Below are 22,285 nucleotides of genomic sequence, written 5' to 3'. Positions count from 1 at the left end.
GTGCACGCAAAAAAACGCCCGCACCGGTCATCGACCGGTGCGGGCGTTTCTCGCTTTACTGTGCGGCCGCGCTGCGGAGCTCCACGACGTCGATCTGCTCGGTCTCGTCGTGCGCGGTCAGGTCGATGACCTCGCCGGCCGCGGGCTCACCGGCAGCGGACTCACCGGAGGCTTCCGGCGCGGCCTCGTCCCGTGCCTCGGGCTCGGCGCCCTGAGCCACCTCGGAGACGGCCTCCGGGGCGGTCTCCGGAGCGGCCTGCCGGGTGGCCCGGCGGGCCACCGCGCGGGCCGACTGTTCGGCCACCGCCTCGTCGCCCACCACGTCCGCCAGGTCCTCCTCCAGCGGCGCCGCGGGGGCCTCGTTGCGGACGGCGACCGTGCCCGTACCGAAGAAGTCGAAGCCGCCGGTCGCCCGCGAGGCGGTCCGCGGCTGCGCGCCGATCGGCGCGACAGCGGCGGCCGGCACCGGGCGCAGCGCGGGGGCGCCCTCGGCCGTCGCACGGACCTGCGCGGCGGCGCGGGCCTGTTCGGCGGCGCGCTGCCGCTCCGCCCGCTCCCGCTCCGCGCGGTGGGCGGCGTCGCGGCGGGCGGCCTCCTGCCGTACGGCGCTCTCGTTCAGCCGCAACAGCGCCTCGTCCGCCTTGCGGAAGTCCCGCGCGGTGGGCGCCGCGGAGGCGGTGGGGGCCGGGGCGGCGGTGGCGGCCGGAGCGGCGGCCGGCGTGCCGGGCGTGATGGCGGCCGCCGTCGTGCCGTCGGCGACGGGGCCAACGGCCGCGGGCCGGACGGCCGTCAGGCCCGGTACCGGCACGGCGCCGCCCGCGGTCAGCTCCCGCGCCGGGGCCGTGGCCTCGATCGCGAGCCGGCGGCGGCCCTCCAGGGCGCTGGCCCGCTCGGTCTCGGCCGTGGCGTACCGGCGGAGCAGCGCCGCGTGTTCATTGCGCAGCCGGGCCAGCTCCGCGCGCTTGGCGCGCAGTTTGGTCTCCAGCGCGGCCCGGATCTCCCGGGCCTCCTCGACGTCCGTCTCCAGTTCGGCTATGCGCTCCTCGGTCCGCCACTCGTCGCGCACCCGGGCGCGGGTGAGTTCGGCGACCCGCTTGCCGGCCGTACGGTCCCAGGTGCGGGCCAGCACGGCGCCGCCGACCGCGGCGACGGCCGCGGCGGCGACCAGGACCCGGAGCACCAGCGCATCGCCGACCAGCCAGGCACCGGCGGCGCAGGCAATTGACGCACCGGCGACCGTCGTAGGGGGAAGAAGCCGGTGCAGGGGTGGGGAATGGCGATGGCGTCCTCGTGGCATGGCCTGAAATTTACCGTGCGTACGAGGCTGGTGGGGCCCCGCCCTGCAATCCGTTTCCCGCTGGTTACTTCTTGAGCAGGTCCTTCTCCTTCAGATAGGCCGTCGCGACATCCGCCGGCTTGCGCCGGTCGGCATCGACCTGGCGGTTCAGCTCGATCAAGTCCTTCGTCGTGAGCGCCTTCGTGAGCTTGCCGAGCGCACTCGCGATCGCGCTGTCACCGGCGCTCTCGGCATTCACCACCGGCAGCACATTCTCGGCGTTCTGCAGGTGCTTGTCGTCCTTGAGGAGCACCAGCCCGAAGCTGTCGAGCGTGGCGTCCGTCGTGGTGGTCAGCACCAGCTGGTCCGTGCCGTCCTTGACCGCCTGCTTGGCCTGCACCGTGCCCACGCCCTTGGGGTCGATGCCCGTCACGGCTATGCCGTACGTCTTCTTCAGGCCCGGCAGGCAGTACGGCCTGGTCTCGCACTCCTCGCCCGCCGCGAGCTTCACCTTCTCCTTCGACGCGCCAAGGTCCGAGAGAGTCTTCAGCTTGTGCTTCGCGGCGAATTCCTTGGTGACCGCGAAGGCGTTCTGGTCCGTCGCCGCGCCGTGCGGAAGAACCTTCAGTCCGCGCGGCGCGGCGAGCTTCTTCAGTGCCGCGACGGTCTCGTCCGCGTCGCTGGACGCGACCGACTTCGCCTTGGCGCCGTTCTCCTTGGCGTTGAGAAAATCGGCGAGCGTGGAGGCGTATTCCGGAACGACATCGATCTCGCCCTTCTCCAGCGCCGGTTCGTACAGCTCGCGATTCTTCAGCGTCTGCACGGACGTCTTGTACCCGGCATTGGAAATGATCTTGGAATAGAGCTCGGCGAGCACCTGGGACTCGGTGAATCCCGCGGAACCCACAACGATCGTGCCCTTGCCGCCCGCGCTCTTCCCGCCCTTTTCCTCCAGGCTCTGACCGCCGCACGCGGACAGCCCGGCGGCCAGCGCCAGCACCGTCCCCGCGACGAGAGCCGTCCGCGCGGTACGCGACTTGCTGTTCATCCGAACTCCCCATCCAGTCTTCGAGGTCAGCCAGTGGAGCACACCGGCTCCTGCCCACCTGTCTTGTCCGACACCCGCCGCCGACGGCGCCCCCGCATCGGGTCGCACAGCCGCTCCACCGCCACCAGCACCGCCTCGACGATCAGCGCCAGCCCCGCGACCAGCACCGCGCCCGCGACCACCTGCGGGGTGTCGTAATTGCCGAAGCCCGCCGTGATGATCCGGCCCAGACCGCCGCCGCCGGCCAGCGCGGCCAGCGTCACCGTCGCCACGACCTGCACCGAAGCCGACCGCAGCCCCGTCATGATCAAGGGGTACGCGAGCGGCAGCTCGACCCGGAGCAGCAGCTGCGAGCCGGACATGCCCATCCCCCGCGCCGCCTCCACCACATCGCGGTCGGCCTCCCGCATCCCGACGTACGCGTTGGTCAGCAGCGGCGGCACCGCGAACAGCACCAGCGCCACGATCGTCGGCCAGTCCCCCGCCTTGCCCAGCGGACTGAGCGTCAGCAGCACCAGTACGGCGAAGGTCGGCACCGCGCGGCCGACGTTGGCGAGATTGACCGCCAGCGCCCCGCCCTTGCCGATGTGGCCCAGATACAGCGCCACCGGCAGCGCCAGCAGACAGGAGATGAGCAGGCACACCACGCTGAGCTGTACGTGCTGGCCGAGGCGGTGCCATACGCCGTTCTCCCCCGCCCAGTTGGCGGCAGAGCCCAGCCAGTCCCATGCGCCCGTGATCGCGTCCATCGCTCAGGCCACCGCCTTCCGCTCGCGCCCGGACCTGCGTATCCCTCCGGCCCCGCCACGCACCCGCCGCGTCCGGCCGGCCCGGGTCCAGGGCGTCAACGCCCGTTGCAGGCCTACCAGCAGCAGATCGGCGACGAGCGCCAGCAGTACGCACAGCACGGATGCCGTGAGCACCTCGGCCTTGAAGAAGCCCTGCATCCCGCTGTCGATGAGATTGCCCAGGCCGCCGAAGCCGACGACCGCGCCGATCGTCGTCATCGCCACCGTCGAGACCGTGGCGATCCGCAGCCCTGCCATCAACGCGGGTATCGCCAGCGGCAGTTCGACCTGGAAGAGCAGCCGCAGCGGACCGTACCCCATCCCGCGGGCCGCCTCGCGCACCTCCGCGGGGACCGCCTGCAGGCCCGCGAGGATGTTCCGCACCAGGATCGTCAGGGAATAGAGCACCAGGCCCGTCACGACCACGGCGGCCGAGACCCCGAACACCGGGGTCAGCAGCGCGAACATGGCCAGCGACGGGACCGTGTACAGAATCGTCGTCAGGCCGAGCACCGGCCCGGCCGCACCGCGCCGCTGCCGCGCGAGCAGCGCCAGCGGGAACGCCACCAACAGGCCGATGCTCACGGAGAGGACGGTGATCCAGACGTGCTGGACGGTGGCGTCCACCAGCTCCTGGCTTCGGCTGCGGAGGTACTCACCGCAGATCCAGTCATTCGCCCGCAGGCAGTTGTGCGGGCTCACGGCCGCGCTCACGTATGCACTCGCGACCGTGCTCATGGGCGTGCTCACGCCACGTCACCTCCCCCGTCCGCTCGTTCACAAATCCGGTGACTGTCTGCGACCTTATCCCCCGCCACTGACAATCGGACCGGACCGCCATTCACTCGCAACATCCCGTTCATCCCGCCCCGGGCGGACCGACGACAATGGGGAAGCATGATCCGTTTCGAGCACGTCACCAAGCGCTACGCGGACGGCACCACGGCCGTCGACGACCTCTCCTTCGAGGTCGCTGAGGGCGAGCTCGTCACGCTCGTCGGCCCGTCCGGCTGCGGCAAGACCACGACCATGAAGATGGTCAACCGCCTGATCGAGCCGAGCGGCGGCCGCATCTTCCTGGACGGCGCCGACATCGCCACCGTCGACCCGGTCGAGCTGCGCCGGCGCATCGGATACGTCATCCAGCAGATCGGGCTGTTCCCGCACAAGACCGTGCTCGACAACACCGCCACGGTCCCGCACCTGCTCGGCCGGCCCCGCAAGCAGGCCCGCGCCCGGGCCGCCGAACTCCTCGACCTGGTCGGCCTGGATCCGTCCGTGTACGGCGACCGGTACCCGGAACAGCTCTCCGGCGGCCAGCGTCAGCGCGTCGGCGTGGCCCGCGCGCTGGCCGCCGATCCGCCCGTGCTGCTGATGGACGAGCCGTTCGGTGCCGTTGATCCGGTCGTCCGCGAGCACCTGCAGACGGAGTTCCTGCGACTGCAGTCCTCGCTGCGCAAGACGGTGCTCTTCGTGACGCACGACATCGAGGAAGCGGTACGGCTCGGCGACCGCATCGCCGTCTACGGGGCCGGACGCATCGAACAGTTCGACACTCCGGCGACGGTGCTGGGCGCGCCCGCGACACCGTACGTAGCGGAGTTCGTGGGCGCCGACCGGGGGCTGAAGCGGCTGTCCGTCACCCCCATCGAGACCGGCGACCTCGAACAGCCGCCGGTCATCCACCTCGACGACCCCGTGGGGCGCGCGCTGGCCGGTATGGCGGCGGACGGCGCCCGCTGGGCGGTCGTGCTGGACCACGAGGACCGGCTGCACGGCTGGGTCGCGGCGGACACCCTCGCGCTCGCCGAGGAGGGCACGGTCCGGGAGCACGCGCGGCGCATGGAGGCATGGCTGCCGGTCGGGGCGCCCCTGAAGCAGGCGTTCAGCACGATGCTGCAGCACGACGCGGGCTGGATCGCCGTACTGGACGGCGACCGCTTCCTCGGCGTCCTCACCCCGGGCCGCCTCCACGAGGCACTGCGCCGCTCGACCACGGCGGACGCGGCGAAGATCGCACGCGCGGACGTGGCCCTGGAGTCGGTACTGGACGCGTGAGACACGCCCCGCCCGGGGCCGCTGCGCCTACGGGCGCAGCCCCCTGGTCAGGCCGCCGCCACTCCCGCCTCGTCGTCATCGTCCGGAAGCTTGCAGACGCGTTCCAGGAAGACGGCGGCGGCCACCACCGCCAGGCCGGCGAGGACCGCCAGGCCCGCGTACACCGTCTGGTCCGTACGGCCCTGGGCCGCGGAGCCCGAGGTCAGCAGGAAGACCGCGACGCCGCCGTACAGGCCGCTCACGACCGCGGCGACCAGCGCGCTCGCCTGGCCGAACAGCACGGCCCGCGCGGCCATCATCGGCTCGACGCCCTTCGCACCGGGCACCCGCTCGCGCTGGGCCTTCAGCCGGCTGCGCAGCGACAGGGCCGTCGCCGCCAGCACGGCCGCGATCAGCGCCAGCACGATCGGGGCCGCCAGCGGCACGCTGGGCAGGCTGCCGAGCGCGTCCCACAGCCGGGCGCCGGCCCAGGCCAGTACGCCCGCCACCACGAACAGCCCGACCAGCACCTTGATCCGTAGCTGCTTCATCGAGCTCGTCGCCCCTCACACCGTTCTGGCCACGCGCCCACGCGGACGCGCCGGCCGTCATGTCCACCGGACACCATCATGATCCCTTTACCGGCCCCCGGAGGGCCGTAGGGCGTGTCCGCCCCAGGGACAACGATCACTCCGGCAGTCGCAGTTCCAGGTCGGCGCGCGGTGCGACGCCGCCCCGGCCCAGCTCCGCCAGCAGCTCGGCCACCGGGCCGTGCCCGGGGACCTTGGCCTCGGGGTCGACGTCGTGCCACGGCACGAGGACGAAGGCGCGCTCGTGGGCGCGGGGGTGCGGCAGGGTCAGCACCGGGTCCTGGGAGATCACGTCCTGGTACGCGACGATGTCGACGTCGATCGTGCGCGGACCCCAGCGCTCGTCGCGCACCCGCTCGAACGCCTCCTCGATGGCGTGACCGCGTTCCAGGAGCGAGGACGGCGGCAGCGTGGTCTTCAGGAGGACCACGGCATTGAAGTACGAGGGCTGGGAGCCCGCCTCCACGCCCCACGGCTCGGTCTCGTACACCGGCGAGACGGCCTTCACGCGCACGCCCGGGGTGTCCTCCAGCGCGTCGATGGCGCCCTGCAGCGTCTCCAGGCGGTTGCCCAGATTGCTCCCCAGGGAGATCACCGCGCGTTTGGGGTTGGTGAGCGTCACGTCCGCCGCGTCCACCTGCTCCACCACGGAGGCGGGCACCGGCTGTACGGTCGGGTCACTGCTGGTCATACTCGGCTCCGGGTGATGGTGATGGTCACGTCGTCAAAGGGGACCGTGATCGGGGCGTCGGGCTTGTGGACGACGACCTCGACCTCCTCCACCCCCTGGTGCTTCAGGCATTGGGCGGCGATCCGCTCCGCGAGCGTCTCGATGAGGTCGACCGGCTCGCCCTCGACGATCGCCACGACCTCCTCCGCCACGATTCCGTAGTGCACGGTCTTCGCGAGGTCGTCGGTCGCCGCCGCCGGCCGGGTGTCCAGGCCGAGCACCAGGTCCACGACGAACGCCTGGCCCGCCTCGCGTTCCTGGGCGAACACACCGTGGTGTCCCCGGGCCTTCAGCCCGCGCAGCGCGACACGGTCCACGCGAATCACTCCCACTGGTACCACTGATCGTCGGATTACCGGGCACGCACCGGACACGGTCCGGAACACCACCCGGTCATCGAATTTACCTGCGAGCACTGACAGCGCTCGCTCACGGGGGCCATGGACGGCACCCCGCACAGCTGCTGCACAAGCCGAGTCCCCGTCCGCGCGGCCATTTACCCCGCGGCCCCGCGCTCCACCCCTACCCCGTCGCGACTTGGCTCGAACGAGTGCTCCCCCAGTCACCCCGCTGACCCCGACCGCTGACCTCGACACGGTATCCGCCCATGTCAGCGCGGTGCACGCGCCCGCCCAGCCATCTCAGCATGCGGCGTCGCGCCCGCCGAGACACGTGTCACAGGCCGCCCGGCAGCCCGCCCACGCCGTCGTCCTCGTCCTCGGGGCCGTCCTCGTCGTCCTCGTCGTCCCGGTCGGCGAGCACCGGCGACCCGTGGTGCGACCACACCCGCCAGCCGTCCTCCGTGCGCCGGAAGACGTTGGTCGCCACGACCAGCTGGCCGATCAGCGGTCCCACCGAGCCGTCCTCCTCGGCAGGCCCGCCGCTGAGGATGTTCTCCGTGCAGGTCACCAGCGCGGTGTCGGCCACCACGTCGATCTCCACATCGGTGAGGAAGAACTGGATGTACTCGGTGTTCGCCATGATCAGCGCATAGGAGCGCAGCACCTCGCTGCGGCCGCGCAGCACCGGCCAGCCAGGGTGCACCACGCTCACCTGGCCGTCCAGCCACAGCTCGGACATCGCCTCGTGATCACCGCGCTCGATGGCCTCGTAGAACGCGGTATTGGCCTGCTCCACCAGCTCGATGTCCGTACGTGGGCTCAAACCGCTCACACCGCTCCCGTCATGTTCCTCGTGCGTACTTCGCGTCTTTATGGGCGTGCACCCGTACGTGCACGCATACGTGTCCCGCGCCCCCGTCACCGAGCACACCGCGCACCACCTGGCTGCCCTGTGCCCTGCCGGGCCCCGTTCTACGCCGGGCGCCGGGCCGCGGAACCGGCGGCCTCCACGGCGCGCGCGACCCGTACCGCGTCGGCGCTCGCCCGCACTTCATGCACGCGGACCGCCCAGGCACCCTCGCGCGCCGACAGGGCGGTGACCGCCGCCGTCGCCGCGTCCCGCTCCCGGGCCGGCGGCACCGAGGCGGAGGCGCCGGCACCGGCCAGCACGCGGCCCAGGAACCGCTTCCGCGAGGCGGCCACCAGCAGCGGCCGGCCCAGCTCGTGCAGCCGCTCCAGGCCCGCGACCAGCTCCAGGTCGTGGTCGGCCTGCTTGGCGAAGCCCAGCCCCGGGTCGATCACGATGCGCTCCGGGTCGATGCCCCCGGCGACCGCACGGTCCATCGACACCCGCAGCTCGGCCACGACCTCGCCGACGACATCGCGGTAGACCGCCCGGTCGTTCATGTCGACGGACTGGCCGCGCCAGTGCATCACCACGAACGGCGCGTGCGCCGCGGCCACCACCGGGATCATCGCCGGGTCGGCGGCACCCGCACTGACGTCGTTGACCAGCCGCGCGCCCGCCTGCAGCGACTGCTCGGCGACAGAGGCCCGCATGGTGTCCACGGAGATCACCACCCCGGCCGCCGCCAGCTCCCGTACGACCGGGATGACGCGGCGCAGCTCCTCGGCCTCGTCCACCCGCGCGGCACCGGGCCGGGTCGACTCGCCGCCCACGTCCACCAGGTCGGCCCCCTGGGCCACCAGGTCCAGGCCGTGCTTGACCGCGAGCTCGGTGTCGAACCAGTCGCCGCCGTCGGAGAACGAGTCGGGGGTCACATTGACCACGCCCATGACCGCGCACCGGTCCCACTCGGGAAGACCGGCCACCCGGCCACGCAAAGTACTCATACATCCAGCCTAGGCGCTGTAACCGGGCGGCTCGCCCCACGCACCGCGCGTACCTGGGCGAACGCGGACGTATGGGTACACCTGTACGTCCGCGCACGTACCTGATCGCCGACTCCCCCGCCGCCACCGCGCCCGCCCCTCGGACCCTCAGGCGGCCCGCTCGACCGACGTGCCGCGCAGCCCCGGGGCCCGGTGCGCACACGGCCGCGCCACCGGCTCCGGACGCCGCCGGCGCAGCAGCCGGGGCAGCCCGAGCTGCACGAAGCCCTCGGCCTGCATCGCCGCGAAGCCGATCCGCGGCAGGTCACGAGTGGCCCTGAAGACCACGAAGCGCGGCTCCCAGCGCGGCTGGAACTTGGCGTTGAACTTGTACAGCGATTCGATCTGGAACCAGCGCGAGAGGAACACCAGCAGCCCGCGCCACGTGCGCAGCACCGGCCCCGCGCCCAGCTTCTCGCCGCGGGCCAGCGCCGAGCGGAACATCGCGAAGTTCAGGGAGACCCTGGCCACGTCCAGCTTCGGCGCCGCCTGCAGGGCGGCCACGATCAGCAGTTCGTTCATCCCGGGGTCGGCGCTGCGGTCGCGCCGCATCAGGTCCAGCGACATGCCGTCCGGGCCCCACGGTACGAAGTGCAGTACGGCCTTCAGGTCCCCGTAAGAGCCCGGCACCTCGCCCTCCTCGGGTGCGCGGTGCGCCGTGGCGATCACCGCGTCGCCGTCCCGGGGATCGCCGATCCGGCCCAGCGCCATGGAGAAGCCGCGCTCGGTGTCGGTGCCCCGCCAGCCGTCGGCGGCCCGCTGGACCGCCTCGACCTCCTCCGGGGACAGCTCGGCCACCCGGCGCACCTTGGTCTCGTACCCGTTGCGCTCGATGCGCTTGACCATCTGCCGTACGTTGCGCATCGCGCGCCCCGAGAGCGTGAAGTCCGCCACGTCCACGATGGCCTCGTCGCCCAGCTCCAGCGCGTCCAGACCCGTCTCCCGGGTCCACACCTCGCCGCCGGTCTCGGAGCAGCCCATCACCGCGGGCGTCCAGGAGTGCACCCGCGCTTCCTCCATGAAGCGCTCGATCGCACCCGGCCACGCCTCGACATCCCCGATGGGGTCGCCGCTGGCCAGCATCACCCCGGAGACCACGCGGTAGCAGACCGCCGCCTTGCCGCTGGGCGAGAAGACCGCGCCCTTGTCACGACGGAGCGCGAAGTGGCCGAGGGAGTCCCGGCTGCCGTGCCGGGCCAGCAGCTCCCGCAGCCGGTCCTCGTCCTCCACCGTGAGCCGGGCGGCCGGCTGCTCGGGCCGGAAGGCGAGGTACGCGGTGGTCGCCAGGGTCAGCAGCCCGAGCGCGCCGAGCGAGTAACCGACCGTGTAGTCGACGTGGTGGGTGTACGCCACGGGCCCCTCGAAGCCGAACAGGCCCCACATGACGTGCTGCAGCTCCGCCCAGACCGTCGGGTCACCGACGGTGCGGTGCGGATGGGAATTGACGATCACCATGCCGAGGGCGACGCTCACGCCGCCCAGCACGACGAAGTTCAGCAGCGCCTTCCAGCGGCTGCGCGGGTCCGGCAGCGCCGCGAACTCCCGTCGGTGCCGCACCAGATAGGCCAGCAGCGCCAGCGAGAGCACCGCTCCGATGACGGAGTGGCGGTACGCGAACTGCGCCGCCGCGCCCACCGGGAGCAGCGTCACCGCCGCGATCCACACCCGCCGCTTGCGCCGCTTCAGGCCGTGCGCCAGCAGCAGGAGCAGCAGGCCCACCACGATCGAGGCGGCCGCGGCCAGCGGGCTCACCGCACCTGGCAGCACCTCCGCCAGCGCGTGCATGCGGCTGTGCCGGAAGCGTGGGAAGACTCCGGACGCCACGTTCAGCAGACCGATCAGCGTGCAGGCCGTACCGACCGCCGTGGGCACCGCTTCCGGGCGCGGTCCCCGCACCCAGCGTGCGCGACGCCACGCAACCACTCCGGACTTTTCGCCATCTAGCCTGTCAGACATCACTTTCCCGTCGCCCGCTCCTCAAGCCGCCTGACCTTCAGAACGCGGAGCATCAAAGTCGCCACTACGTGGACAATTCGCGCTGTAGGACGGCGCTTCAGGGCCCGGGGTTCCATCAGACGACCGGGCCGCCCGGTCGCCCGGCAGGAAGTGGACATGGATCTCACCAGTAAGACCGTGCTGGCGCTCACCGTGCTGGTCGCGGTGGCTTTCTTCGCCTGGACGGTGCTGCTGTGGCCGCGCCTCGCGGCCCGTACCTGGCGCGCCGTGACGGGCCGGATCGCACTGCTGCTGGCGACCCAGCTGACCCTCTTCGCCTCGGTCGGCCTCGTGGTCAACAACGCCTTCGGCTTCTACGCGTCCTGGGCCGACCTCTTCGGCCAGGAGCAGCAGACCGGCGTCGTGGTCGACCACACCACCGGCCCCGGCGGCACCGGCCTGAAACGACAGGGCGTGGAACGCACCGGCCTGCCGCACGACAACCGGCGCCCCGAAGTCGCGGGCCGGCTGGACAAGGTCCTGATACGCGGCGAATCCACCGGCATCACCAGCCCCGCGTATGTCTACCTGCCACCGGAGTACTTCCAGCCCCGGCACGCCCACGACCGCTTCCCCACGGCCGTCGTACTCACCGGCTACCCGGGCACCGCCGAGGCGCTCTACACGAAGCTGCACTATCCCCAGACCGAACGCCGGCTCATCGGCCAGGGCAAAATGCGGCCGACCATCCTCGTCATGATGCGCCCGACGGTCGCCCCGCCCCGCGACACGGAATGCATGGACATACCGGGCGGCCCGCAGACCGAAACGTTCTTCACCAAGGAACTGCGCGCGGACATCGCCGCGCACTACCGCACCGGCACGACCGCCCGCAGCTGGGGCGTGATGGGCGACTCCACGGGCGGCTACTGCGCCCTGAAGATGACCATGCGCCACCCGGAGGCGTACTCGACGGGCGTAGCCCTCTCCGGTTACTACAAGGCCCCGCTGGACCCCACCACCGGCGACCTCTTCGCCGGCAACGCCCAGCTCCAGCGCGAGAACGACCTGATGTGGCGGCAGCGACATCTGCCCCCGCCGCCGGTGAACCTGCTGGTCACCACCAGCAAGCAGGGCGAAACAAACTACGCCGACACGATGCGCTTCATAGCGGGCACCAAGTCCCCCACCCGCATCGCGTCAATAGTCCTCGACACCGGCGGCCACAACTTCAACACCTGGCGCCGAGAAATCCCGGCAGCGCTGACCTGGCTGGCGGGCCGCCTGAACGCCTGACGGCGGTACTCACGGCCCGAACGGGCTTCCTCAGCGAGCCAGAATCAGGCTCATCGCCTCCGCGCGCGTAGCCGCGTCGCGGAGCTGGCCGCGGACAGCCGAGGTCGTCGTCTTGGCGCCGGGCTTACGGACGCCGCGCATGGTCATGCACATGTGCTCGCACTCCACCACGACGATCACCCCACGCGGCTCCAGTATCTCCATCAGAGAATCCGCGATCTGCGTGGTCAGCCGCTCCTGGACCTGGGGGCGGCGGGCGAAGACGTCCACCAGCCGGGCCAGCTTGGACAGCCCGGTGATCTTGCCGTCCGTGGACGGGATGTAACCGACGTGCGCGACACCGACGAACGGCACCAGATGATGCTCGCAGGAGGACATCACCTCGATGTCCTTGACCAGCACCATCTCGTCGTGACCGAGGTCGAAGGTCGTCGTGAGGACGTCCTCCGGCTTCTGCCAGAGGCCGCCGAATATCTCCCTGTACGCCCGCGCCACCCGCGCCGGCGTCTCGAGCAGACCCTCGCGGTCCGGGTCCTCGCCGACCGCGATCAAGAGCTCACGCACGGCGTTCTCGGCGCGCTTCTCGTCGAACTCGCCGATCTTGCCTTCGCCGTCCAGCGTCACCGGGTCGGTCATCTCGTGCCTCGTTCCGTCATTCACCCCGCTACGAACCGCGGAATGCCGCGTCCCCCAGGCTAGAACCTGGGGGACGCGGCATTCATTCCGGGGCCGCTGAGGCGAGCGGCCGACCTGTCACGCCTCGCTGCTGCCGGAGTCCTCCGGGAGCTCGACCTTCTCCGTGGAGACGGTCGGCGTCACGGTGGCCGCGCCATTGGCCGCGGCCAGCTCCTTGGGAGCGAGCACCGGCGGGCGGGTGGAGGGCGTACGCCGTGAGGAGCCGGTCCACGCGGGGCGGGACGGGCGCTTCACGATGTGCTTGAAGATCTCGGCGATCTCCTCCTTGCCCAGGGTCTCCTTCTCCAGGAGGGCCAGGACCAGGTTGTCGAGGACGTCGCGGTTCTCGACGAGGATCTCCCACGCCTCGTTGTGCGCGGTCTCGATCAGCTTCTTGACCTCCTCGTCCACCAGGGCCGCGACCTCTTCCGAGTAATCGCGCTGGTGGGACATCTCGCGGCCCAGGAAAGGCTCGGAGTTGTCGGAGCCGAACTTGATCGCGCCGAGCCGCTCGGTCATGCCGTACTGCGTGACCATCGCGCGGGCCGTGGCGGTCGCCTTCTCGATGTCGTTCGCGGCGCCCGTCGTCGGATCGTGGAAGACCAGCTCCTCCGCCGCGCGGCCGCCCAGCATGTATGCCAGCTGGTCCAGCATTTCGTTGCGCGTGGTGGAGTACTTGTCCTCGTCCGGGAGCACCATCGTGTAGCCGAGCGCGCGGCCGCGGGACAGGATGGTGATCTTGTGGACCGGGTCGGAGTTCGGTGAGGCCGCCGCGACCAGGGCGTGTCCGCCCTCGTGGTACGCGGTGATCTTCTTTTCCTTGTCCGACATGATCCGGGTCCGCTTCTGCGGTCCGGCCACGACCCGGTCGATCGCCTCGTCCAGGAAGTGGTTGTCGATCAGCTTCTTGTCGCTGCGGGCGGTGAGCAGCGCGGCCTCGTTGAGGACGTTGCTCAGGTCCGCGCCGGTGAAGCCGGGCGTACGGCGCGCGACCGCGCTGAGGTCGACGTCGGGCGCGACCGGCTTGCCCTTCTGGTGAACCTTGAGGATCTCCAGACGGCCCTGCATGTCCGGGCGGTCGACCGCGATCTGCCGGTCGAAGCGGCCGGGCCGCAGCAGCGCCGGGTCCAGGATGTCCGGCCGGTTCGTGGCGGCGATCAGGATGACGCCGCCCTTCACGTCGAAGCCGTCCATCTCGACCAGGAGCTGGTTCAGCGTCTGCTCACGCTCGTCGTGACCGCCGCCCAGGCCCGCACCGCGGTGCCGGCCGACGGCGTCGATCTCGTCGACGAAGACGATCGCCGGGGCGTTCGCCTTGGCCTGCTCGAAGAGGTCACGGACACGCGAGGCGCCGACACCCACGAACATCTCGACGAAGTCGGAGCCGGAGATCGAGTAGAAGGGCACACCCGCCTCGCCCGCGACGGCGCGCGCGAGGAGCGTCTTGCCCGTACCGGGCGGGCCGTACAGCAGTACGCCCTTGGGAATCTTGGCGCCCACGGCCTGGAACTTCGCCGGCTCCTGCAGGAACTCCTTGATCTCATGGAGCTCCTCGACCGCCTCGTCCGACCCGGCGACGTCCGAGAACGTCGTCTTGGGGGTGTCCTTGGTGATGAGCTTGGCCTTGGACTTGCCGAAGTTCATGACCCGGGAGCCGCCGCCCTGCATCTGATTCATCAGAAACAGGAACACGACGACGATCAGGACGAACGGCAGCAGCGAGAGCAGCATGCCCACGAAGGGGCTCTGCTTCTGCGGCGAGACGGTGTAACCGTCCTTGATGTCGCCCGTCTGGTACTTGGACTGCAGGGTCTTGGCCAGGTCCACGCCCTGGTCGCCGATGTAACTCGACTGGATCTTGTCGGAACCCTCGACCTTGTTGCCGCCGGAGAGCTCGACCTTGATCTTCATCTCGTCGCCGGTCGTCAGCTCGGCGGACTTCACCTTGTTGTCCGTGATCGCCTTGACGACCTGACCGGTGTCCACCGTCTTGTAGCCGCCGGACGAACTGACGACCTGCATCAACACGACCACGGCGAGGACGGCCAGCACGATCCACATGACCGGCCCACGGAAGTATCGCTTCACGTCCATCCATACGGAGCCCTAAAGGCCCCGTCCCTCCTGCCACAGTGAGGCACTCCAGCCCTCGGGGAGGTCTGGTCGTGCGTACGGTGTATTACTGGCCCGAAAAAGACTGACCTTCGGACGGTACCCCAGCATTGTCACCCGACGCCGCTGCCCGTGGGGAACAATGCGACTTGGATTCCGCCCTCCCTGCTCCAACGGCGGGAGACCGCTGAGGGTTCCCGCCGTCCGGCACGAGGTGCTTTCCAGGCCCTGTCCGGCACCGCCGACCAGGCGTCAGCCGCCGTAGACGTGCGGCGCGAGCGTGCCGACGAACGGCAGATTGCGGTACTTCTCGGCGAAGTCCAGGCCGTATCCCACGACGAATTCGTTGGGGATGTCGAAGCCGATCCACTTCACATCGATGTCGACCTTCGACGCCTCCGGCTTGCGCAGCAGCGTGCAGACCTCCAGCGAGGCCGGCTCGCGCGAGCCGAGGTTCGACAGCAGCCAGGACAGCGTCAGACCGGAGTCGATGATGTCCTCGACGATCAGGACGTGCTTGCCCTTGATGTCGTTGTCCAGGTCCTTGAGGATGCGGACCACGCCCGAGGACTGGGTGCCCGCGCCGTACGACGACACGGCCATCCAGTCCATCGTGACGGGGGTGGACAGCGCACGTGCCAGGTCCGCCATCACCATCACGGCGCCCTTCAGGACGCCGACGATGAGCAGCTCCTTGCCCGCGTACTCCGCGTCGATCTTCGCGGCCAGCTCGGCCAGCTTCGCGTCGATCTCTTCTTTGGTGATGAGCACCGACTGAAGGTCGGAACCCATGTCCTTGTCGTCCACCCGTGCCACTTTCGCTCGGTTCGGTGTCATTAGACCGTCATCGACTCGGCCGTCCCGGCGGTCCCGCTCGTCCCGGCGGTCCCGCGCGGCTCAGCCCTGCCGGATGACCAGTTTGCCACCCTGCCGTCGCACACCCACCAGCCCGGGGAGGTCGATGGCTCCCTGGCCGCGCCAGGCGGTGATCAGCCGGTCGACCTCCTCGATGTGCCGTGCGAAGAGCGAACCCGCAGGTGAGCCCGCACGCAGCAGGGCCCGGCGGAGCACTCTGCGGCGCACCGCAGGAGGGAGCGAGTACAGCGCGGCCACGTCCAGCGCACCGGTGGCATCGGCCACACCGCGCTCGGCCTCGACCGCCCAGGAGTCCAGCGCGTCGGCGTCGTCGCGGGAGAGCTGCGCCGTACGGGCGAGGGCCTCGACGACGCCCTTGCCGAGCGCCTTCTCCAGGGCCGGCAGGCCCTCGTGGCGGAGCCGGGAGCGGGTGTACGAGGGATCCGTGTTGTGCGGGTCGTCCCAGACGGGCAGCGACTGGATCAGGCATGCCTTGCGGGCGGTCTGCCGGTCGATCTCGAGGAAGGGGCGGCGGTAGCGGCCGTCGGCGCCGGAGACGGCGGCCATGCCGGACAGCGAGCGGGTGCCGGAGCCGCGGGCGAGGCCGAGGAGCACGGTCTCGGCCTGGTCGTCGCGGGTGTGGCCGAGGAGCACCGCGTCGGCGCCGTGCCGTCGCGCCGCGTCGTCCAGCGCGGCGTACCGGGCGTCGCGGGCGGCCGCTTCGGGGCCGCCGTCCCTGCCGACCTCGACGGCGACGGCCTCGGCCGGGTCCAGGCGGAGCGACTGCATACGGAGGACGACCTCGGCGGCCCGGGTGTCGGAGCCGTCCTGGAGGCCGTGGTCGACCGTGACGCCGCCCGCGCGGACGCCGAGGCGCGGGGCTTCGAAGGCGAGGGCCGAGGCGAGCGCCATGGAGTCGGCGCCGCCGGAGCAGGCGGCGAGCACCAGGGGCGGCGGGGCGTCGGGGCCGGACCGCCGGGTGTGGGAGGTGAGGACGTCGTGGAGTACGCGGCGGACCGCCAGGCGTATTGCGGCGACCGCTGGATGGGGACCCATGTCCGTTTCCAATCGTTCAGCTGGGGGAGCCTCGGGCCGGACGGCGGCTGCCGTCCGGCCCACCGGGAGCATCTCGGGGTCGAGCGCCGGGGGGATCGCCGGGCGATCCCCGGGGCGGTCACTCAGAGTGTCTCGATGGTGACAGAGATGAGCTGTTACCCGAGCATTGCACGCCTCTCCCCGGGCCACGGTCCCTCAGAAGGGTGATTGAGGGGGCGTTCTTCTGTCCTACGGCGCGTCCACGGCGCCCTTCCTTCCTACGGCGCACCGTCCGCCTTGCGGTGCACCCGCGCGACCCAGTCCGCCGGTTTGGCGATCTCCTGCTTGGTCGGGAGGGTGTTCGGCGAGGTCCATACGCGGTTGAAGCCGTCCATGCCGACCTCGTCGACGACGGCCCGTACGAAGCGCTCGCCGTCACGGTACTGGCGCAGCTTGGCGTCCAGACCCAGCAGCTTGCGCAGCGCCTGGTCCAGGCGGCCGGCGCCGCTCGCCCGGCGCTGCTGGAACTTCTCCCGGATCTCCGTCACCGAGGGCACGACCTGCGGGCCGACGCCGTCCATGACGTAGTCGGCGTGCCCCTCCAGCAGGGACATCACGGCGGTCAGCCGGCCGAGGATCTCGCGCTGCGTCTTGGTCTGCACGAGGTCGACGAGGCTGCGGCCGCCGTCGTCCTCGCCGGCCTCGCCCTCGGGCTTGGCCCCGGTCAGCGACTGGGCGGCCTCCCGCAGCCGTTCGAGGAGCGTGCCGGGGTCGATCTCGGTCTCGCCGAGGAACGACTGCACCTCGCCCTCGATGTGGTCGCGCAGCCAGGGCACCGCGGTGAACTGCGTACGGTGCGTCTCTTCGTGCAGGCAGACCCAGAGCCGGAAGTCGTGCGGTTCCACTTCGAGCTCGCGCTCGACGTGGACGATGTTCGGCGCGACGAGCAGCAGCCGGCCGCCACGGGCGCCCGCGGGCAGGTCCCTGGTGGGCGGCGCGAAGGTCTCGTACTGGCCGAGCACACGGGAGGCCAGGAAGGACAGCAGCATGCCCAGCTCGACGCCGGTCACCTTGCCGCCGACCGCGCCTATCACCGCGCCACCGGGGAGCGAGGAGCGGCGCTCCTGCATCTTCTCCAGCAGTGGCTTCAGTACGGCGCGGAAGCCGGCGACGTTGGCGCGGATCCAGCCGGGCCGGTCCACGACCAGTACGGGCGTGTCATGGGCCGCCGCGCCCTCGCTCCCCGGTGGGGTCATGCGGGTGAACGCGCGCACGTGCTCCTCGGCGGCCTTCGCGTGCCTGCGCAGCTCGGCGACGACCGCGCGGGCCTCCTCGCGGCTCACCTCTGGGCCCGGCCGTACGAAGCGGGACGCGGTCGTCACCGCGAGATTCCAGTCGACCATCTCGGCACCACCGATGCTCGTCATGACTTCACGGTACGGGTGCGCCCGGCCGGGGGGTAGCCGATTCGCGGCGCCGACGCCGCATACGGGGCACGCCGCGTCACCGGCAGCCGCAGTTGGCCACCGCCGAGGCGAGCCGGTCGAGGGAGCGCTGCGCCCCGTACGGGTCGCTGGTGCCGTTGGTCATGAAGGCGAAGGTCAGCAGCCGGCCGTCGGCGTCGACGACCGTGCCGGCGAGGGTGTTCACGCCGGTGAGCGTGCCGGTCTTGGCGCGAACGGCACCGGCGCCCGCGCGCTCGTCGGCGTACCGGGCCTCCAGGGTGCCGGTGAAGCCGGCCACGGGGAGGCCGGTGAGGACCGGGCGGAGCTCCGGGTGGTCGGGGGCCGCGGCGAGCAGCAGTACGTGGGACAGCAGGCCGGCGGAGACCCGGTCGTCGCGGTCCAGGCCGCTGCCGTCGTGGAAGACGGTCCGCGCCACAGGGAGGCGGAGCTGTTCGAGTGTGCGCTGTACTGCGCGGCCCCCGCCCTTGAAGGTCGTCGGCGCTCCGGTGGCCACGGCCGTCTGGCGGGCCAGCTGCTCGGCGATGTCGTTGTCGCTGTGCGTGAGCATCCGCTCGACGATGGCCGAGAGCGGGAGGGAGGAGGCCGCGGCGAGCCGGGTGGCCGTGCGGCGGGCCTCGGCGTCCCGGGGCGCCCCGGTGACCGCGATGCCGTGGGCGCGCAGGGCGTCGGCGAAGGCGCGGGCGGCCTCGGCGGACGGGTCGGAGGCGCGGGGTGCGGTGCCGTGGCTGCTGGTGTCCAGGCGGGCCTCGTCGGCGGTGAGGGCGGTGACGGGCGCGAGGTTCTCGTTGGGGCCGATCGGGTGCTGCGGCGACCCCTTGTACAGCGAGTCGTCGTAACGGAGGGTGACCTTCTTCGTGCCGCGCTTCTTGAGGGCGCGCGCGGTGTCGGCGGCGAGGTCGCCGAGCGCGGCGGGGCGCTGCGCGGCCGGCGTACCGGGTTTGGGCGTACGGGCCGTGAGGGTCGGGTCGCCGCCGCCCACCAGGACGACCCGTGCGGCGCCGTCCTTCGTGCGGCCGTCCTGCACGGCCTTCGTGGTGAAGCGGTGGTCGGGCCCTAGGGCGCTGAGGGCGGCCACGGCGGTGCCGAGCTTGATCGTGGAGGCGGGGGTCGCGGTCCGGCCCGGGTGGCTGGCGAAGACCTCGCGGCCGGTGGCCACGTCCACGACCGAAGCGGTCCGTACGGGACCCAGCTCGGGCGCCTTCAGCAGGGGCGCCAGGGCGTCCGCGAGGCCGCTGCGGGTCGGGGGCGGGGCGCTGTCCCCGCCGCCCTTCACAGGGGCACCCAGCGCCGCCAGGACGGGAGCCGCGCCGGGAGCCGGGGATCCGCCGTCGTGACGCTCACCACCTCGGCCGTCCCAGCGGGCCGCGCGGGCCCGTTCGGCCGTACGCTGGCCGGAGTCCCACGGACCGGCCGTCGCCACCGCACCGGCCGCGACCGCGAGACCCGCGACAGCGGAACCGGCCGTGAGCTGCCAGGTCCGTTTGCGCTGTACCGGTGTCCGCCGCCACCACTGGCGGGCGAAGAACCATTCGTCGGCCACGAACTGTGCGGCGCCCCGGCCGGCACCGGCTGTCGCCCGTATGCAGGTACGGCCCCAGCCGACCCACCTGACCTGCCACGACCTGGTCTCCGGCACCTTGGACCCAGCCCCTTTCGCCACCACACACCTGCGTGGGGGACACTTAATCACCAGACGTATGTGTTGATCATGGAGGAGCCACCCGTGGAGTTCGACGTCACCATCGAGATCCCGAAGGGTTCGCGGAACAAGTACGAGGTGGACCACGAGACCGGTCGGATCCGCCTGGACCGTCGACTCTTCACCTCGACCAGCTACCCGGCCGACTACGGCTTCGTCGAGAACACCCTCGGCGAGGACGGCGACCCGCTGGACGCGCTGGTCATCCTGGACGAGCCGACCTTCCCGGGTTGCCTCATCAAGTGCCGCGCCATCGGTATGTTCCGCATGACCGACGAGGCCGGCGGCGACGACAAGCTGCTGTGCGTCCCGGCCTCGGACCCCCGCGTGGAGCACCTGCGCGACATCCACCACGTGTCGGAGTTCGACCGCCTGGAGATCCAGCACTTCTTCGAGGTCTACAAGGACCTGGAGCCGGGCAAGTCGGTCGAGGGCGCGAACTGGGTCGGCCGCAGCGAGGCCGAGGCCGAGATCGAGGCTTCGTTCAAGCGCCTGGAGGCGCAGGGCGGCAAGCACTGAGCCTGGCGGCTCGGGTTTTCCGACCCCGGCCGGTAGCCGGTGGTACCGATGGGCGGGCACCTGCGGGTGTCCGCCCATCGGCGTACAAGATGTCCTCAAACGCCGGACGGGCTGCATTTAGAAGCCGCGCGTGCGCTTCGCCGCGCGGCGGGTGGCTGCTTCCTCGCCGCTGGGGGCCTTGATGAAGAGGCGGGCCACTTCGCCACCGAGGTTCACGCCCACCGCGATGGCCAGGGCCAGTGAGATGGCCTTGATCAGCGAGGAGACGCCGGCGTCCAGGTTGCCCTGGGCGAAGTTGAGCAGCGCGAAGTACGTCGCGCTACCGGGGAGCAGCGGGCCGATGGCCGCCGTGACGTACGGCAGCGCGGACGCGTAGCGGTAGCGGGACAGCAACTGGCCGAAGAGGCCGACCAGGCCGGCCGCGATCGTGGTGGCGACCACCGGGTGGATCCTGGCCTGCGTGAGGGCGCCGTATATCACCCAGGCCACGCCGCCGTTGAAGGTCGCGAACAGCACGGTGTGACGTTCCTGCTGAAGCAGCACACAGAAGGCCAGCGCCAGCAGCAGCGAGGCGATGATCTGGACCACCGGCTCGTCGAACGATCCGAAGCCCTCTTCCGGGTTCAGCGTGTGCGCGCTCAGCTGGACGCCGATGTACAGCACGCCGAGCACCCCGATGACGATGCCGACGATGAGGTAGCCGACTTCCAGCAGACGCGCGGCGGCGGTGATGTAGTAACCCGTCAGGCCGTCCTGTACGCCCGCCACCAGCGCCCGCCCCGGGATCAGCGCGAAGAGGCCACCGGTGATGACCGCCGACGCCTGCACACCCGTGTGCGTCATGCTCAGCGCCACGCCCATCGCGGCAGGCGGCATCGCCGCCGCCACGAACTGGTAGAACTCCGGCAGCCCGCGTGCGGACGCCAGCCACGCCAGCCGGTCGCCGAGCATCGACCCTATGGCCGCCGCGATGAAGACCGTCAGGCCACCGCCGACCAGCATGCTCGCCGCGCCGGACAGCAGGCCGGACGCCACGGTGAGCGCCCAGCTCGGGTACGGGTGGCGGTTGCGCCGGATCTCGGCGAGGCCGCGGTACGCCTCCTCCAGCGTGATGCCGTCGGAGGTGATGTCGTCGACGAGCTGGAAGACCGCGGAGAGCCGGGTGTAGTCCACGCCGCGCCGGCGGACCGTGCGGCTGGCCGTCACCGGGTCGTCCACCAGCGAGGGCTGATGCGAGATCGACAGCAGCGTGAACGTGACCGTGGGCTCGACCCGTTCCAGGCCGTACGCGTGGGCGACGCCGAACATGGCCGCCTCGACGTCCTCGGCCCCCTCACCGCCGGCGAGCAGGATCTCGCCGATACGGAGCGTGAGGTCGAGCACGCGCGGCACGGCGGGCCCCGTCTCGTCGGCGCGTTCGATCCGCTCCGGAGCCGGGCGCTCGGTGACCGGCATCCGCAGCATCGTGCGCATCCGGTCCTGCCAGGGGACGTCCTTGGTCAGGCTGACGACCGGTATGCCGTGCGGCGGGGTGAAGGCGGGCCAGCCGGCGGGCGTGGTGGGCAGCTGGTGGGTGCCCGTGGTGGAGCCGGTGGCGCCGTTCGGCGCGCTGCCCGGGGGCGCGAAGGCGGACCCCTCCGGCTCGGCGGGCGCCTCGGCCCGCATTCCCTCAGGGAGGGCGAATTCCGAGGTGGGGTGCTCGTCCTCGTGCAGTGGGGGCTGGGGCACGCCGAGCGGCGGGGTGAACGCGCTCCGCGCTTCGTCCGATTGGGGTTTGCGGTCCTCGGGGGTCTCCGGGTCCGACGCCACTGCTCCTCGCTCCTCGTGCGCCTGCTGCGTCCGTCGTCAAAGCCACCATGCCTGATCGCCGCCCCTGGCGCGCGGGGCGGGGGTTCGCAGGGTGGGAAATGGGGTGGGGGGTGAACCCGCCCTGGACGCCGCGAAGGCGCCCCTGAACCACTCCGCGGCGACGCGGAACGGAAGGGACGCC

At 71.3% G+C, this 22,285-nt stretch carries 20 protein-coding genes; 3 read left to right on the top strand and 17 right to left on the bottom strand.

What is annotated here, in order from left to right; all coding sequences use genetic code 11:
- Window positions 1–55 precede the first annotated feature (55 nt).
- From IF04_RS0121840 to IF04_RS0121825, 4 genes are all read right to left on the bottom strand, one after another.
- Window positions 56–1,297, bottom strand: coding sequence for a cell division protein ZapB (locus IF04_RS0121840; RefSeq protein WP_030260378.1), 1,242 nt, complete (start codon window positions 1,295–1,297; stop codon window positions 56–58).
- A gap of 64 nt (window positions 1,298–1,361) precedes the next feature.
- Window positions 1,362–2,324 carry an ABC transporter substrate-binding protein gene (locus IF04_RS0121835; protein ID WP_030260375.1) on the bottom strand — a complete coding sequence of 321 codons (963 nt, stop codon included), beginning with the start codon at window positions 2,322–2,324 and terminating at the stop codon, window positions 1,362–1,364.
- Between the two features lie 26 nt (window positions 2,325–2,350).
- The gene (locus tag IF04_RS0121830; protein ID WP_051831428.1) at window positions 2,351–3,073 is read right to left on the bottom strand and encodes an ABC transporter permease; all 723 of its coding nucleotides are present in this window, start codon (window positions 3,071–3,073) and stop codon (window positions 2,351–2,353) included.
- Window positions 3,074–3,076: 3 nt separating this feature from the next.
- Window positions 3,077–3,850, bottom strand: coding sequence for an ABC transporter permease (locus tag IF04_RS0121825; RefSeq protein WP_051831427.1), 774 nt, complete (start codon window positions 3,848–3,850; stop codon window positions 3,077–3,079).
- A 159-nt stretch (window positions 3,851–4,009) separates the two neighbouring features.
- Here IF04_RS0121825 and IF04_RS0121820 point away from each other — a divergent pair, with 159 nt between their 5' ends.
- The gene (locus IF04_RS0121820) at window positions 4,010–5,170 is read left to right on the top strand and encodes an ABC transporter ATP-binding protein (protein ID WP_030260365.1); all 1,161 of its coding nucleotides are present in this window, start codon (window positions 4,010–4,012) and stop codon (window positions 5,168–5,170) included.
- Window positions 5,171–5,217: 47 nt separating this feature from the next.
- On the opposite strand, the gene IF04_RS0121815 is transcribed toward IF04_RS0121820, so the two are convergent.
- The 6 genes from IF04_RS0121815 to IF04_RS0121790 form a co-directional block, all read right to left on the bottom strand.
- The gene (locus IF04_RS0121815) at window positions 5,218–5,700 is read right to left on the bottom strand and encodes a DUF3180 domain-containing protein (protein WP_030260361.1); all 483 of its coding nucleotides are present in this window, start codon (window positions 5,698–5,700) and stop codon (window positions 5,218–5,220) included.
- 136 nt (window positions 5,701–5,836) lie between these two features.
- Window positions 5,837–6,430: a 2-amino-4-hydroxy-6-hydroxymethyldihydropteridine diphosphokinase gene (gene folK, locus IF04_RS0121810; protein ID WP_030260358.1), complete on the bottom strand. Its 594-nt coding sequence runs from the start codon at window positions 6,428–6,430 to the stop codon at window positions 5,837–5,839.
- On the bottom strand, window positions 6,427–6,786 hold the full coding sequence (gene folB, locus IF04_RS0121805; protein ID WP_030260356.1) for a dihydroneopterin aldolase: 360 nt from the start codon (window positions 6,784–6,786) through the stop codon (window positions 6,427–6,429). The genes folK and folB overlap by 4 nt, the downstream gene beginning before the upstream one ends.
- A 358-nt stretch (window positions 6,787–7,144) precedes the next feature.
- On the bottom strand, window positions 7,145–7,633 hold the full coding sequence (locus IF04_RS0121800; RefSeq protein ID WP_030260354.1) for a nuclear transport factor 2 family protein: 489 nt from the start codon (window positions 7,631–7,633) through the stop codon (window positions 7,145–7,147).
- A 149-nt stretch (window positions 7,634–7,782) separates the two neighbouring features.
- Entirely contained in the window at window positions 7,783–8,664 is an 882-nt protein-coding gene (gene folP, locus IF04_RS0121795) for a dihydropteroate synthase (protein WP_078600576.1), read from the bottom strand.
- 147 nt (window positions 8,665–8,811) lie between these two features.
- Window positions 8,812–10,659, bottom strand: coding sequence for a phosphatidylglycerol lysyltransferase domain-containing protein (locus tag IF04_RS0121790; RefSeq protein WP_030260349.1), 1,848 nt, complete (start codon window positions 10,657–10,659; stop codon window positions 8,812–8,814).
- A gap of 156 nt (window positions 10,660–10,815) precedes the next feature.
- On the opposite strand from IF04_RS0121790, the gene IF04_RS0121785 reads away from it, so the two are divergent.
- Window positions 10,816–11,934 (top strand): alpha/beta hydrolase, encoded by a 1,119-nt coding sequence (locus IF04_RS0121785; RefSeq protein ID WP_030260347.1) that lies wholly within the window; start codon window positions 10,816–10,818, stop codon window positions 11,932–11,934.
- Window positions 11,935–11,964: 30 nt separating this feature from the next.
- Here IF04_RS0121785 and folE read toward each other — a convergent pair whose 3' ends face one another.
- The 6 genes from folE to dacB form a co-directional block, all read right to left on the bottom strand.
- On the bottom strand, window positions 11,965–12,570 hold the full coding sequence (folE, locus tag IF04_RS0121780; protein WP_030260345.1) for a GTP cyclohydrolase I FolE: 606 nt from the start codon (window positions 12,568–12,570) through the stop codon (window positions 11,965–11,967).
- Between the two features lie 117 nt (window positions 12,571–12,687).
- Window positions 12,688–14,703, bottom strand: coding sequence for an ATP-dependent zinc metalloprotease FtsH (gene ftsH, locus IF04_RS0121775; RefSeq protein ID WP_030260343.1), 2,016 nt, complete (start codon window positions 14,701–14,703; stop codon window positions 12,688–12,690).
- A 270-nt stretch (window positions 14,704–14,973) separates the two neighbouring features.
- On the bottom strand, window positions 14,974–15,513 hold the full coding sequence (hpt, locus tag IF04_RS0121770; protein WP_030260340.1) for a hypoxanthine phosphoribosyltransferase: 540 nt from the start codon (window positions 15,511–15,513) through the stop codon (window positions 14,974–14,976).
- Between the two features lie 105 nt (window positions 15,514–15,618).
- Window positions 15,619–16,632 carry a tRNA lysidine(34) synthetase TilS gene (gene tilS / locus IF04_RS0121765; protein ID WP_030260336.1) on the bottom strand — a complete coding sequence of 338 codons (1,014 nt, stop codon included), beginning with the start codon at window positions 16,630–16,632 and terminating at the stop codon, window positions 15,619–15,621.
- Window positions 16,633–16,889: 257 nt separating this feature from the next.
- Window positions 16,890–18,038 (bottom strand): zinc-dependent metalloprotease, encoded by a 1,149-nt coding sequence (locus tag IF04_RS0121760; protein ID WP_030260332.1) that lies wholly within the window; start codon window positions 18,036–18,038, stop codon window positions 16,890–16,892.
- Window positions 18,039–18,114: 76 nt separating this feature from the next.
- On the bottom strand, window positions 18,115–19,713 hold the full coding sequence (dacB, locus tag IF04_RS0121755) for a D-alanyl-D-alanine carboxypeptidase/D-alanyl-D-alanine endopeptidase (protein ID WP_030260329.1): 1,599 nt from the start codon (window positions 19,711–19,713) through the stop codon (window positions 18,115–18,117).
- Window positions 19,714–19,800: 87 nt separating this feature from the next.
- On the opposite strand from dacB, the gene IF04_RS0121750 reads away from it, so the two are divergent.
- Complete coding sequence (locus IF04_RS0121750) at window positions 19,801–20,295, top strand: inorganic diphosphatase (RefSeq protein WP_030260327.1); 495 nt, start codon at window positions 19,801–19,803, stop codon at window positions 20,293–20,295.
- Window positions 20,296–20,412: 117 nt separating this feature from the next.
- Here the strand turns inward: IF04_RS0121750 and IF04_RS0121745 are convergent, their stop codons facing one another.
- Window positions 20,413–22,104: a threonine/serine exporter family protein gene (locus IF04_RS0121745; RefSeq protein WP_030260321.1), complete on the bottom strand. Its 1,692-nt coding sequence runs from the start codon at window positions 22,102–22,104 to the stop codon at window positions 20,413–20,415.
- Between the last annotated feature and the right edge of the window lie 181 nt (window positions 22,105–22,285).

The sequence above is a fragment of the Streptomyces violens genome, assembly GCF_000717745.1.
In the GTDB taxonomy this organism is placed as follows: domain Bacteria; phylum Actinomycetota; class Actinomycetes; order Streptomycetales; family Streptomycetaceae; genus Streptomyces; species Streptomyces violens.
Note: the sequence above shows the minus strand (reverse complement) of the source record. Positions and strands in the feature narration are given on the sequence as shown.

Excerpts from the sequence above, each read along its gene's own strand:
- IF04_RS0121840 (WP_030260378.1), bottom strand. The coding sequence starts at position 1,297 with ATGCCACGAGGACGCCATCGCCATTCCCCACCCCTGCACCGGCTTCTT.
- folE (WP_030260345.1), bottom strand. The coding sequence starts at position 12,570 with ATGACCGACCCGGTGACGCTGGACGGCGAAGGCAAGATCGGCGAGTTC.
- folP (WP_078600576.1), bottom strand. The coding sequence starts at position 8,664 with ATGAGTACTTTGCGTGGCCGGGTGGCCGGTCTTCCCGAGTGGGACCGG.
- IF04_RS0121760 (WP_030260332.1), bottom strand. The coding sequence starts at position 18,038 with ATGACGAGCATCGGTGGTGCCGAGATGGTCGACTGGAATCTCGCGGTG.
- IF04_RS0121830 (WP_051831428.1), bottom strand. The coding sequence starts at position 3,073 with ATGGACGCGATCACGGGCGCATGGGACTGGCTGGGCTCTGCCGCCAAC.
- IF04_RS0121785 (WP_030260347.1), top strand. The coding sequence starts at position 10,816 with ATGGATCTCACCAGTAAGACCGTGCTGGCGCTCACCGTGCTGGTCGCG.
- tilS (WP_030260336.1), bottom strand. The coding sequence starts at position 16,632 with ATGGGTCCCCATCCAGCGGTCGCCGCAATACGCCTGGCGGTCCGCCGC.
- IF04_RS0121790 (WP_030260349.1), bottom strand. The coding sequence starts at position 10,659 with ATGTCTGACAGGCTAGATGGCGAAAAGTCCGGAGTGGTTGCGTGGCGT.
- IF04_RS0121820 (WP_030260365.1), top strand. The coding sequence starts at position 4,010 with ATGATCCGTTTCGAGCACGTCACCAAGCGCTACGCGGACGGCACCACG.
- folK (WP_030260358.1), bottom strand. The coding sequence starts at position 6,430 with ATGACCAGCAGTGACCCGACCGTACAGCCGGTGCCCGCCTCCGTGGTG.
- ftsH (WP_030260343.1), bottom strand. The coding sequence starts at position 14,703 with ATGGACGTGAAGCGATACTTCCGTGGGCCGGTCATGTGGATCGTGCTG.
- hpt (WP_030260340.1), bottom strand. The coding sequence starts at position 15,513 with ATGGGTTCCGACCTTCAGTCGGTGCTCATCACCAAAGAAGAGATCGAC.
- IF04_RS0121825 (WP_051831427.1), bottom strand. The coding sequence starts at position 3,850 with ATGAGCACGGTCGCGAGTGCATACGTGAGCGCGGCCGTGAGCCCGCAC.
- IF04_RS0121815 (WP_030260361.1), bottom strand. The coding sequence starts at position 5,700 with ATGAAGCAGCTACGGATCAAGGTGCTGGTCGGGCTGTTCGTGGTGGCG.
- IF04_RS0121835 (WP_030260375.1), bottom strand. The coding sequence starts at position 2,324 with ATGAACAGCAAGTCGCGTACCGCGCGGACGGCTCTCGTCGCGGGGACG.